Here is a 12,800-nt window from a genome sequence, read left to right as displayed (position 1 = left end):
TATTTTTTTAAAAATACAGAAAAAAAATATTTGCATAAGTATTTCATTCTGTTGAATACTTTGTTCTGTGCCGAATCAGGCAAACAATTACAATAAATTGCAAGCATATCCAAATATCATATTTAGAAGGAAATCATTATGTCTCAAGTTGCATCATTAGAAGCATTTTTAGAAAAAGTTGCGCAGCGAGATGGCGCGCAGCCAGAGTTTTTACAAGCAGTCAGAGAAGTATTAACTTCAATCTGGCCTTTCTTAGAAAAAAATCCAAAATACCGCTCACAAGCCTTATTAGAGCGCTTAGTTGAACCAGAACGTGCAATTCAATTTCGTGTGGCATGGACAGATGATCAAGGTCAAGTGCAAGTAAACCGCGCATTTCGCGTACAATATAATAGTGCAATTGGTCCATTCAAAGGCGGGATGCGTTTCCACCCTTCAGTTAACTTATCTATTTTAAAATTCTTAGGTTTTGAACAAGTCTTTAAAAATGCCTTAACAACATTACCAATGGGCGGTGGTAAAGGTGGTTCAGACTTTGACCCAAAAGGAAAAAGTGACGCTGAAGTCATGCGTTTCTGCCAAGCACTCATGATTGAATTATATCGCCATTTAGGTCCAGATACCGATGTACCTGCGGGTGATATTGGTGTCGGGGGACGTGAAGTCGGTTACTTAGCTGGCATGATGAAGAAATTATCTAACCAAACTGGTAGTGTGTTCACTGGTAAAGGGTTGACTTTTGGTGGAAGCTTAATTCGTCCAGAAGCAACAGGTTATGGTTTAGTTTATTTTGCACAAGCCATGCTTGCCGAAAAAGGACAAAGTTTTGCTGGTAAAAGCGTCGCGGTTTCTGGTTCTGGTAATGTTGCTCAATATGCCATTGAGAAAGCATTGGAATTTGGTGCAAAGGTTGTCACTTGCTCAGACTCAGCAGGCTATGTGTATGATGAAGCTGGCTTTACTACAGAAAAACTCGCCGCATTAATGGAAATCAAAAACGTCAAGCGTGGTCGTGTAAAAGAATATGCTGAGCAATTTGGTTTGAAATATGTAGAAGGTAAACGTCCTTGGGAAGTAAAAGTAGATATTGCGCTCCCTTGTGCAACACAAAACGAACTTGAACTCGCAGATGCTAACGCATTAATTGCAAACGGTGTACAACTTGTAGCTGAAGGTGCCAACATGCCTACTACGATTGAAGCAACTGACGCATTCTTAGCAGCAGGTGTATTATTCGGACCAGGTAAAGCCGCTAATGCAGGTGGTGTTGCAACCTCTGGGTTAGAAATGTCACAAAATGCCCAGCGCTTAAGTTGGACTCGTGAAGAAGTCGATGCAAAATTACATCGTATCATGCTTGATATTCATGCTAACTGTAAAAAATATGGCACTGATGACAGAGGCAATATTAACTACGTAGTGGGTGCAAATGTCGCAGGCTTTGTTAAAGTAGCTGATGCTATGTTGGCACAAGGCGTGTTCTAATGATAAGTTAAAATGCATCTAAAACGAACCGCACTTGGCGTCACATGCGCAAAGTGCGGTTGTTTTTTTCAAAGTTTTGTATAATGCATTCTTATCATTCAATTGTAATTATGCTTAGGTGAGGAAATATGATGCACTATTGGAAAAAGGCCACTGCACTTTTCTTATTCGCATGTGCCTTCAATGCACAAGGAAAAAGCTGTACAACTTCAAATTTAGATGTCGTGATTTTAGGTTCAGGTGGACCTGAAATTGCACTTTTTAGATCCACTTCTCCAGTCCAAACTCGTGCTTCAGCAAGCTACTTAGTACGTGAAAATGGGCAAGCTAAGTTTCTGGTTGATCTTGGTTCAGGTGCCTTACAGCGCTTTGCTCAAGCTCAAGCAAAAATTGAAGATCTCCAAGGAATTTTAGTCAGCCATTTTCATGTTGATCATATCAACGATCTCCCTGCACTAATCAAAGCCTCTTTTTTCTCGCAACGAGAGCAAGATCTGCCGATTTATGGTCCAACGGGTAATGAAGTTATCCCTGATACAACTATGTTTTTAACTCGTTTATTAGGTGAACAAGGTGCCTATGCTTATCTGTCTGATTTTTTAACTGGTGAAGAAAATTATCAAATAAAACCTATTTCAGTGAATGCGAATAAACAACAGCCAGTAATTTTTCATACCACTATTGATGGCTTTAATATCCAAGCTGTTGGTACAGAACACGGGCTTTTACCAGCGCTTGCATGGCGCATCGAAAAAGCAGGCTGTGCCGTTGTTTTTTCAGGTGATACCAGTAATCAAGGGCGTACTTTAGATTTGATTACACAAAATGCAGACTTATTTATTGCCCACAATGCTGTGCCAGAAAGCAGCCAAGATAATGTTGCCCAAAAACTCCATATGCGCCCTTCTGAAATTGGGCGAATTGCACATGATGGCAACATAAAAAATCTCGTACTTAGTCATTTAATGCGACGCACTGAGCATGTTAAAACACAAACAGAACAAGCAATTAAAACACAATTTAAAGGTAACATTGCTTTTGCCAATGATTGTGAAATTTATTCCATCAAAACAGGCAATAAAATTGGTGAATGTACTCAAGCAAATAAGTGATTAGCTCGCTATGACTTATAACTTTTTCATCTAATAAGTTTTTGTTTTTTATGTTGAAAATTTCTACATTATAGTGTTAAATCTGTGCAAATTATAAGGTTATTTTAGATGTTGTTTTTATGTGCCAATTATTAGGAATGAATTGTAATACCCCAACGGATATCGTTTTTTCTTTTGAGGGGTTTCGTCGCCGAGCTGGCTTAACAGATTGCCATTCTGATGGATTTGGAATTGCATTTTTTGAAGGCAAAGGAATCCGTATTTTCCGTGATAACCATGCAGCGCACTCATCCCCTATCGCAGATTGTGTTAAACAATATCATATTAAATCACTTAATGTAATTGCCCATATTCGTAAAGCGACACAAGGCGAAGTAAACATTGAAAATACGCATCCTTTTATCCGTGAATTATGGGGACAAAACTGGGTATTTGCTCATAATGGTAACTTAACTACACACCCTGATTTAACTGATTCACTCTATCAGCCTATTGGCAGTACAGATTCTGAAGCGGCTTTCTGCTATATGGTAAGCCAGCTTAAAACTCGTTTTAATCAGAAACCAACAGAAAATGAGCTATTTGATGCATTGCAGCAAATCACCAAAACGATTTCGGCAGGTGGTACTTTCAATTTTATCCTATCTAATGGCGAATGGATGATTGCACACTGTGCTACCAATCTCCATTATCTGACTAGAAAAGCCCCTTTTGGTAAAGCACAACGTATTGATGATGATGGCATTATTGATTTCAATGATTATGCAAAAGAAGGCGATCGTGTCACTATTATTACGACTTTTCCTCTCACTAAAGATGAAACTTGGACTAAAATGGAATATGGTGGTTTTGTGTTCTTCAAACAAGGGGAAAAAATTGCTGAAATCACGGGTATAAAAACAGAAACTATTGATGATGGTACATTAGGTTTAGCAAAGTGCGCCTAAAAATTATAGCGTAATAAATGACTATCACACTTGATTATTCGCAGAGAAATATTCTATTTATTGTTAATTTCCCGTTATTTATCTATTATTTTTTATGCAAACAGCATATAAAAAAACGATCTAAATCATATTTATTACATTTAACTAGCCTATCCTTTTGAATTTACTGTTCAACCCCTTTACTATATATCACTCTTCTTATTTACTCATCCTTGTGAATTTTTATATCAATATGGAGTTGTATATGACAGAGAAGTCTGATGTAAAATGGAATAAATTCGATCTCCTTTGGGCGCTTAATTTATTTGGTACAGCTGTTGGTGCAGGTGTGCTGTTTCTCCCTATCAATGCAGGACAAAGCGGCTTTTGGCCTTTAGTCATCATGGCGATCATTGTCGGTCCCATGACTTACTTTGCACATCGCGGACTCGCACGCTTCGTACTTTCTTCTTCAAAGAAAGGCAGTGACATTACTGAAGTTGTTGAAGAACATTTTGGCAAAGCCGCAGGAAAGCTCATTACCTTGCTTTACTTTTTTGCTATTTTTCCGATTCTATTAATTTATGGCAATGGCATTACAAATACCATAGACTCCTTTCTGGTTCATCAACTTGATATCACTCCACCTCATAGAATACTCCTCTCTCTTATTCTGATTTCTACATTAATTGGAGTCATGCTAACGAGTGAGAAAATCATGCTCAAAATCACTGAGTTTTTAGTTTATCCATTAGTCTGCATTTTATTTGCTTTATCGATATACCTTATTCCAGAATGGAACATTGCCATTTTGACTGAATTACCAACATTCACTAACTTTATCAGCACGTTATGGGTTACACTACCTGTCTTAGTTTTTTCGTTTAATCATTCGCCAGCAATTTCTTCTTTTACTCAATCTCAACAGTATCGATATAGTTATGCTGGACTCATAGAAAAACATTCAAGTCGCACCTTAAAGTTAACTTCAACACTATTACTTGTTTTTGTAATGTTTTTTGTATTTAGTTGTGTATTGAGTTTAACACCAAGCGAGCTCAATCAAGCTAAAAACCAAAATATTAGTATCCTTTCTTTCCTAGCCAACAAATTTCATAACCCTTATATTTCCTACTTAGGTCCTTTAGTAGCCTTTCTTGCTATTACTAGTTCTTTCTTTGGTCATTATTTAGGTGCAAAAGAAGGCTTAATTGGATTAATCACAAAAGTCATACCATATAAACAATTTAATGCCAAAACATTAAATTATTTGACCGCACTTTTCTTCTTCCTCGCTTTATGGAGCGTTGCAATTATTAATCCGAGTATCTTAGGGCTAATTGAATCATTTGGTGGTCCTATTATTGCAACAATCTTATTTCTTATGCCAATGTATGCCATACGTAAAGTCCATGCCATGCAACATTATCGAGGTCGTTTATCTAACTTATTTATCACAAGCCTGGGATTGTTTACTACTTCAGCAATCATTTATAAACTATTTTAAAGTTTATAAATTCGTGTAGAATACACGACCTTTTTTTAATTAATAAAAATATAGAACTTTATGATTAGTGTTTTTGATATATTTAAAATCGGTATCGGCCCCTCAAGCTCACACACTGTAGGACCGATGAAAGCAAGTAAGCAATTTATTGATGATTTAATTGCAAGGCATCAATTGGAGAAAATTGCGAAAATTCAAGTAGATGTTTATGGTTCATTATCAATGACAGGACGTGGACATAATACTGATATAGCAATCATCATGGGACTAGCAGGTTATTTACCACATAACGTCGATATCGATTTAATCCCAATTTTTATTTCCACTCTCAAACAGACCGCACTTCTTTCTATAGCAGAAAATCAAAAAATTGTGCAATTCAATTTAGACGAAGATTTAATTTTTCACCAGACTTTTTTACCTTTACACGAAAATGGCATGCGCATTACTGCATTTTCCCAACAAAATACTACGCTATATCAGCAAACTTACTATTCCATTGGCGGTGGTTTTATTGTTAATGAAGAAAACTTTCATCAAGCCAATAATAATGAATATTCCATCCCATTCCCTTATCGTAATGCGGCAGATATGCTAAAACATTGTCATGATAATGGCTTAACACTCTCTAGTGTGGTAATGAAAAATGAAACTGCGCTACATGGTCAAATTGCATTAACCAGCTATTTACAACAAATTTGGCAAAATATGAAATCTTGTATTCAACGTGGAATAACAACTGAGGGACTATTACCTGGCTCATTAAAAGTACCACGTCGTGCAGCTAGTCTATATCGTATGTTAAAAGCCAATAGTAGCTTATCTAATGACCCGATGAGTGTTATTGACTGGGTCAATATGTATGCATTAGCCGTTAACGAAGAGAATGCGGCTGGTGGACGTGTAGTCACTGCACCCACTAATGGTGCTTGTGGCATTGTACCTGCCGTTTTTGCTTATTATGAAAAATTTATTGAAAGCATTACTGCTGAAATTACAGAGCGTTACTTACTAACTTGCAGTTTTATTGGTTCGCTCTACAAACTGAATGCTTCTATTTCTGGGGCAGAAGTGGGATGTCAAGGTGAAGTAGGTGTTGCTTGTTCTATGGCTGCTGCTGGATTAACTGAAATTCTTGGCGGTAGCCCAGAACAAGTTTGTATTGCAGCAGAAATCGCCATGGAGCATAATCTCGGTCTAACTTGTGATCCAGTAGGAGGGCAAGTACAAGTACCTTGTATTGAACGCAATGCTATCGCAGCAGTAAAAGCGATTAATGCTAGTCGTATGGCACTTCGCCGTACAACCAGCCCAAGGGTAACACTCGATAAAGTGATTGAAACGATGTATGAAACGGGTAAAGACATGAATGCGAAATACCGTGAAACATCACAAGGTGGTTTAGCAATTAAAGTGGTCTGTTAATAAAAAAATCAGGGCTCAACATTGAGCCCTATTATTTAGGGCAAGAGTATTCAATAACGATAATGTCCAATCATTTTATACTTAAATAAAATATCTTCTTCCTGTGTTCCTTGCCCGATATTATGAATAATCAGTGGGATACCTTCTTTATTCTTTTTATCTGATACAATCCCAATATGCGGTAAATTACGTGGCAAACGCCAAGTCACAATATCCCCAGCTTTAAAAGAAGACAAATCCGTTAAGGAAAGTGATTTTCCATGGCGCTTGAAAAAGGTTTCCAAATTAGGCACACGGCGATGATCAATATTCGTATCTGTTGTTTTCAGTCCCCAAATTTTGGGATAGCTTACCCACGCTTTCTTCATATCTTGATGAACTAGTTTTTGTAAATCAATTTGTTGCTGGCGATAAGCTCGAATAACCACATCTGTACAGACACCAGTATGTTGTGGCACATCACCCATTGGAAAAGCCATCTTACGATAAGTGGAATCATAACTCACCGTCACATTAATTTGTTTGCGTGCATCATTGACTAATTGATGAGAATTTATCGCAATACTCAATATAGGAAGAAAAAAAATAGCTGTGCCAATCAACTTATTTTTCATTATTTAAATTCCAACTCCACCGCACTTTCACCTAGCTTTTTCGCTAATTCGGCTAATAACTCATCAGTTGGATTCACTGACCATTGTACGCCCATTTTGACACGGCATTGACCTTGGGGACTATCATAATAAATATGAATGGGTAATGTACCGCCACTATAAGGAGTTAACATCGTTTTAAATTCACGAATAAACACTGGTGTTATTTTATCATGCGATAAGTAAATCGCTAATCCTTTGGCATAACGACTACGTGCTTCGTCTAATGTCATCAAGTCACGTACCGCCATTTTCAATCCACCTGAAAACTCATCAAAGCTCACTTGCCCCGATACTACGACTACGCTGTCTTTTTGCAATTTATCGCCAAATTTTTCTAATGCATCGGCAAACAAAGTAATATCTAAACGTCCTGAACGATCATCTAAGGTTGCAATACCTAAACGATTCCCTTTCTTAGTCACGGCAAAGCGTGAAGCAACAACTAAACCACTTGCGGTACTGATTTGACCGCGATAGTTAGGTACTAAATCTTTTAAACGTGTAGAACTATAATGAGCAAGTTCTTTTAAATAACGGCTTACAGGATGACTACTGAGATATAAACCTAGCGTCTCTCTTTCACCATCTAAAATCACTTTTTCAGGCCAAGGTGGTGTACTAGCATAGGCTTTTTCTACTTCTTCATAGCTTTCTGTCAATACACCAAACATGTCGGTTTGACCCATTGCAGCATCTTTAGCATGTTGATCTGAGGCTTTTAAGGCATCCTCCAGGTTTTTTGATAATGCGGCACGATGGGGGCCTAACTTATCAAATGCTCCTGATAAAATGAGACTTTCAAAAGTACGACGATTAATTTTCTTCAGATCGACTCGTGCACATAAATCAAATAGATCTTTAAAAATTCCCCCCTGATTACGCGCGTAAATTAAAGCTTCAATCGGACCTTCGCCCACACCTTTAATCGCCCCAATCCCATACACGATTTCGCCATGTTCATTAACACTAAAATGATGTTTACCAGTATTAATATCTGGCGGTGCAACTTTTAATCCCATGCGTAAGCATTCGTCATACAAGCCAACAATTTTATCTGTATTGTCCATTTCAGAAGTCATTACTGCTGCCATAAACTCGGCAGGGTAATGAGTTTTTAGCCAAAGCGTTTGGTAAGAAACCAGTGCATAAGCTGCTGAATGAGATTTGTTAAAGCCATAACCAGCAAATTTTTCCACTAAGTCGAAAATTTTCATTGCAAGTTCGCCGTCGATCCCTTTCTGAATAGCACCTTTTTCAAAGATTTCACGTTGTGCTGCCATTTCTTCTGGTTTTTTCTTACCCATAGCACGACGCAATAAATCTGCGCCACCTAAGGTATAACCTGCCAGTTCCTGCGCAATTTGCATAACCTGCTCTTGATATACAATAACCCCATAAGTCGGCTCTAAAATCGGTTTTAGGCTTTCATGTTGATAATCCTTATCAGGATAAGCCACCACTTCATTACCATGTTTACGATCAATAAAGTTCTGTACCATGCCTGACTCTAATGGCCCCGGGCGGAATAAAGCAACTAATGCGATAATATCCTCAAAACAGTCTGGTTGTAGGCGTTTAATCAAGTCCTTCATACCACGTGACTCTAGCTGGAAGACTGCCGTCGTCTCAGCGCGCTTTAATAATTCAAACGAATCAGGATCATCAAGTGGAATGGTGGCAATATCTATTGCAGGTTTACCTTCTTTCGCCAAACGCGTATTAATCATATCTAATGCCCATTTAATGATCGTCAGCGTTCGTAATCCTAAGAAGTCAAATTTCACTAAACCCGCATATTCCACATCATTTTTGTCAAAATGTGTTACAGGATGTTTACCTTCAGAATCGCAATATAAAGGTGAAAAATCCGTAATCAAGCTTGGCGAAATGACTACACCACCAGCATGTTTACCTGCATTTCGAGTGACCCCTTCTAATTTACGCGCCATGTCAATTAAGGCTTTGACTTCCTCATCAGAATCATACACGGCTTGTAATTGTGGCTCCGCAGCAAATGCCTTAGCAAGTGTCATACCAGGATCAGGTGGAATTAATTTAGAAATACGATCAACAAAGCCGTAAGGATGACCTAATACACGCCCAACATCACGAATTACTGCTTTAGCTGCCATCGTACCGAAAGTAATAATTTGTGATACTGCGCCTCGTCCATAAGTATCTGCTACATGTTCGATCACTTGGTCACGTCCATCCATACAAAAATCCACATCAAAGTCTGGCATGGATACACGTTCAGGATTTAAAAAACGTTCAAAAAGTAAGTCAAATTCTAACGGGTCAAGATCAGTAATTTTTAATGCATAAGCAACTAGTGAACCCGCACCAGAACCTCGCCCCGGTCCAACAGGAATGTCATTGTCTTTTGACCATTGAATAAATTCCATCACGATCAAAAAGTAACCCGGAAAACCCATTTGGTTAATGACATCCAATTCAACTTGTAAACGTTCATCATATTCAGCGCGTCTTGCTAAACGGATTTTCTCATCGGGAAATAATACTTTTAAGCGTTCCTCTAAGCCTTCTTTTGATTTTTTCACTAAAAATGCTTCTGTGGAAAGATCACCTGTTGGGAATTGAGGTAAGAAATATTCTCCTAAACGTATAGTAACGTTACAACGTTGAGCAATCAGTAGCGTATTTTCTAAAGCAGAAGGTACATCAGCGAATAAATCACACATTTCCTGTTCTGAACGGAAATATTGCTGCTCAGTATAACGTTTTGGACGCTTAGGATCATCGAGGGTATAGCTGTCATGAATCGCAACACGAATTTCATGTGCCTCAAAATCATCAGATTGTAAAAACATCACATCATTTGTAGCAACAACAGGTATACCATGGGATTGTGCTAGTTTTAAAGCCAGGCTGACATAGCGTTCTTCTTCATAACGCCCTGTTCGGCTTAGGCTTAAATAAAAATGATCAGGGAAGAATTTTTGATAAAAAGCGACCGCACTTTCCAATTCGGCTTGGTTCTCTTTTAATAACTTTTTCCCTACATCACCATTATGTCCGCCAGACAATATAATAATCCCTTCACGATGTTCAACTAGCCAATCTTGATCAAGGTAAGGTAAATCTTGGTAACCTCGTTCATAAGCCTTAGAAAGCAATAAAGTAATATTTTTATAACCTGCATCATTTTTTGCTAATAATGTCAGTTCAAAACGTTCATCGCCACAAAGCTCACTTTTGACTAACACATCTGCGCCAATGATAGGCTTTATACCAGCAGAAAGTGCTTCACCATAAAAGCGAACTAAACCACAAAAATTGGTAAAGTCAGTTAATCCCATCGCCACCATATTATTTTCTACACAGGCTTTAATTAATGGTTTGACTTTGGCGATCCCATTAATCATTGAAAAATCACTGTGAACTCGAAGATGAACAAAACGGGGTTGTGACATAAAACAGTATCCTTGAAACGCATAAATTCAGGCGGAAAGTGCGGTCTATTTTAGCGAGATTTTATCAACAGTACAAATTTGACTAGGGTGAAAAGAAGTCTTTATACTAAGTTATGAGTAGTCAAAATGAAAGGGAATCTATGCAACGTTTAATATTAATTAAACCGAGTCTAACTCATAAAAATGAAATTCTAAATTATCAACAAGCTTATCGAGCGACCAATCTCGTTTTACATGGCGCAAATCAGTTAGCACAGTTTTCAGCAGAAACTTTTGCTGATTGGCTAGATTATCTTCATGCCCCTGCGGGTACTCACCTTTTTGGCTATGACAAAGTCAGTGATAGTACTTATCTCGCGTGGCATAAGAATGAAAATCGTATGATTGGTATTATCAATATTCGACATGAATTAAATCAGCACCTGCTAAAATATGGTGGTCATATTGGTTATTCTATCCATCCACAAGAATGGGGAAAAGGTTATGCCACTGAAATGCTCGCACTCGCGTTAGAAAAAACAGATGCACTTGGAATCAAAAGAGTGATGCTTTCATGTGATAAGAATAATATTGCCTCAAGTAAAGTCATTATGAAAAATAATGGCATATTAGAAAATGAAGTGCACTTAGAGAATAAAGTAATTCAGCATTATTGGATTAAACGATACTAAACACATCTCAGCAAGCAAAAACCGACTTTATATAGCAATCTTGTTTTCAATCATAAAAAAGGCTTGAGTTACCTCAAGCCCAAAATCATAAAGTCCTTATAAGAAAATTATTTTGCTAAATTCGCACGGATCGCATTCGCTAATTCTGTGCTCACTTTTTCAAAATGCGCTAATTGTCTTTCAACAATCGCACAATCTGTTACACCAGATAAACCTGCAGCAAAGTTTGCTGCAACACGTGCTTTTTGATCCACATCGAATAAGTTATAAAGCGCTGCTGGTTGTGTATAGTAGTCCTCATCATAACCACGGAAATCAAAGTGTGCTGCTGAACGCTCTAACTCTAATGCAGGCTCTTGTTGATGTGTCGGTACATAAGTGTCAAAACGGTTCGGCGCATAGTTAGGATGCGTACCACCATTGTTATCTACACGCATTGCGCCATCACGATGTGTGGTGTGATATGGGCATTTTGGTGCATTAACTGGAATTTGGTGATGGTTAACCCCTAAACGGTAACGTTGCGCATCTTGGTACGAGAATAAACGACCTTGCAACATACGGTCTGGCGAGAAACCAATTCCTGGCACAATGTTAGAAGGTGCAAACGCTGCCTGTTCAACTTCGGCAAAGTAGTTAATTGGGTTTTGATTTAACTCTAATACACCGACATCAATCATTGGATAATCTTTATGTGGCCATACTTTAGTTAAGTCAAATGCATAGTTATGTTTGTGTGCATCTGCTTCTGGCATGATTTGAACTTGAACATTCCAACGCGGGAATTCACCACGTTCAATTGCTTCATAAAGATCTCTTTGGCTTGATTCACGATCTTCACCAACCACTTTGGCAGCTTCTTCGTTAGTATAGAATTTATGACCTTGCTGCGTTTTAAAATGGAATTTCACCCAGAAACGCTCATTTTGTGCGTTAATGAAGCTATATGTATGACTACCGTAACCATTCATATGACGTAAATCTGTAGGAATACCACGATCGCTGAATAGAATCATAATTTGATGTAATGATTCTGGATGACGTGACCAAAAATCCCACGCTGCATTTGCATCACGCATGTTAGTTTGTGGGTTGCGTTTTTGAGTATGAATGAAATCTGGGAATTTCAATGGATCACGAATAAAGAATACGGGTGTGTTGTTCCCCACTAAATCCCAGTTACCTTGTTCTGTATAGAATTTTAATGCGAAACCACGTACATCACGTTCTGCATCAGCTGCACCACGCTCACCCGCTACTGTTGAAAAACGTAATAATACTTGAGTTTGTTTACCAACGCCGTTAAATAAATCGGCTTTAGTGTATTTACTGATATCTTGAGTCACAGTGAATGTACCGTAAGCAGCTGAACCTTTTGCGTGAACAACGCGCTCAGGAATACGTTCACGTGCAAAGTGAGCTAATTTCTCTTGGAACCAAACATCTTGTAATAGTAATGGACCTTTTGCACCGGCTGACATTGTATTATCGTTATCAACAATAGGGGCACCTGCTGCATTAGTTAAGGTCGCTGAGCCATGATCAAATGGGCATTTAGACATAATATAACTCCTTATAATTTTA

General features: G+C 38.1%; 9 protein-coding genes. 6 read left to right on the top strand and 3 right to left on the bottom strand.

What is annotated here, in order from left to right; all coding sequences use genetic code 11:
- Positions 1-138: 138 nt before the first annotated feature.
- From gdhA to C0975_RS05355, 5 genes are all read left to right on the top strand, one after another.
- The gene (gene gdhA, locus C0975_RS05375) at positions 139-1,485 is read left to right on the top strand and encodes an NADP-specific glutamate dehydrogenase (protein WP_101775367.1); all 1,347 of its coding nucleotides are present in this window, start codon (positions 139-141) and stop codon (positions 1,483-1,485) included.
- 131 nt (positions 1,486-1,616) lie between these two features.
- Positions 1,617-2,597 carry an MBL fold metallo-hydrolase gene (locus tag C0975_RS05370; RefSeq protein WP_101775366.1) on the top strand — a complete coding sequence of 327 codons (981 nt, stop codon included), beginning with the start codon at positions 1,617-1,619 and terminating at the stop codon, positions 2,595-2,597.
- Positions 2,598-2,716: 119 nt separating this feature from the next.
- On the top strand, positions 2,717-3,544 hold the full coding sequence (locus tag C0975_RS05365) for a class II glutamine amidotransferase (RefSeq protein WP_101775365.1): 828 nt from the start codon (positions 2,717-2,719) through the stop codon (positions 3,542-3,544).
- Between the two features lie 244 nt (positions 3,545-3,788).
- Positions 3,789-5,030 carry a serine/threonine transporter gene (locus tag C0975_RS05360; RefSeq protein WP_101775364.1) on the top strand — a complete coding sequence of 414 codons (1,242 nt, stop codon included), beginning with the start codon at positions 3,789-3,791 and terminating at the stop codon, positions 5,028-5,030.
- A gap of 60 nt (positions 5,031-5,090) precedes the next feature.
- The gene (locus C0975_RS05355; RefSeq protein ID WP_101775363.1) at positions 5,091-6,455 is read left to right on the top strand and encodes an L-serine ammonia-lyase; all 1,365 of its coding nucleotides are present in this window, start codon (positions 5,091-5,093) and stop codon (positions 6,453-6,455) included.
- A gap of 50 nt (positions 6,456-6,505) precedes the next feature.
- Here C0975_RS05355 and C0975_RS05350 read toward each other — a convergent pair whose 3' ends face one another.
- Together C0975_RS05350 and dnaE are read right to left on the bottom strand one after the other, a co-directional pair.
- Complete coding sequence (locus C0975_RS05350) at positions 6,506-7,069, bottom strand: DUF1287 domain-containing protein (protein WP_101775362.1); 564 nt, start codon at positions 7,067-7,069, stop codon at positions 6,506-6,508.
- Positions 7,069-10,545 carry a DNA polymerase III subunit alpha gene (dnaE, locus tag C0975_RS05345; protein WP_101775361.1) on the bottom strand — a complete coding sequence of 1,159 codons (3,477 nt, stop codon included), beginning with the start codon at positions 10,543-10,545 and terminating at the stop codon, positions 7,069-7,071. Before dnaE ends, C0975_RS05350 begins: the two co-directional genes overlap by 1 nt.
- Positions 10,546-10,685: 140 nt before the next feature.
- Here dnaE and C0975_RS05340 point away from each other — a divergent pair, with 140 nt between their 5' ends.
- Complete coding sequence (locus C0975_RS05340; protein ID WP_101775360.1) at positions 10,686-11,216, top strand: GNAT family N-acetyltransferase; 531 nt, start codon at positions 10,686-10,688, stop codon at positions 11,214-11,216.
- Between the two features lie 107 nt (positions 11,217-11,323).
- Here C0975_RS05340 and C0975_RS05335 read toward each other — a convergent pair whose 3' ends face one another.
- Positions 11,324-12,778, bottom strand: coding sequence for a catalase (locus C0975_RS05335; protein ID WP_101775359.1), 1,455 nt, complete (start codon positions 12,776-12,778; stop codon positions 11,324-11,326).
- Positions 12,779-12,800: the final 22 nt, after the last annotated feature.

This window comes from Pasteurella oralis, assembly GCF_002850605.1.
Classification (GTDB): domain Bacteria; phylum Pseudomonadota; class Gammaproteobacteria; order Enterobacterales; family Pasteurellaceae; genus Pasteurella; species Pasteurella oralis.
The sequence above is the reverse complement of the archived record's forward strand: the minus strand, read 5'-3'. Positions and strand labels throughout refer to the sequence as shown.

Excerpts from the sequence above, each read along its gene's own strand:
- gdhA (WP_101775367.1), top strand. The coding sequence starts at position 139 with ATGTCTCAAGTTGCATCATTAGAAGCATTTTTAGAAAAAGTTGCGCAG.
- C0975_RS05370 (WP_101775366.1), top strand. The coding sequence starts at position 1,617 with ATGCACTATTGGAAAAAGGCCACTGCACTTTTCTTATTCGCATGTGCC.
- C0975_RS05365 (WP_101775365.1), top strand. The coding sequence starts at position 2,717 with ATGTGCCAATTATTAGGAATGAATTGTAATACCCCAACGGATATCGTT.
- C0975_RS05360 (WP_101775364.1), top strand. The coding sequence starts at position 3,789 with ATGACAGAGAAGTCTGATGTAAAATGGAATAAATTCGATCTCCTTTGG.
- C0975_RS05355 (WP_101775363.1), top strand. The coding sequence starts at position 5,091 with ATGATTAGTGTTTTTGATATATTTAAAATCGGTATCGGCCCCTCAAGC.
- C0975_RS05350 (WP_101775362.1), bottom strand. The coding sequence starts at position 7,069 with ATGAAAAATAAGTTGATTGGCACAGCTATTTTTTTTCTTCCTATATTG.
- dnaE (WP_101775361.1), bottom strand. The coding sequence starts at position 10,545 with ATGTCACAACCCCGTTTTGTTCATCTTCGAGTTCACAGTGATTTTTCA.
- C0975_RS05340 (WP_101775360.1), top strand. The coding sequence starts at position 10,686 with ATGCAACGTTTAATATTAATTAAACCGAGTCTAACTCATAAAAATGAA.
- C0975_RS05335 (WP_101775359.1), bottom strand. The coding sequence starts at position 12,778 with ATGTCTAAATGCCCATTTGATCATGGCTCAGCGACCTTAACTAATGCA.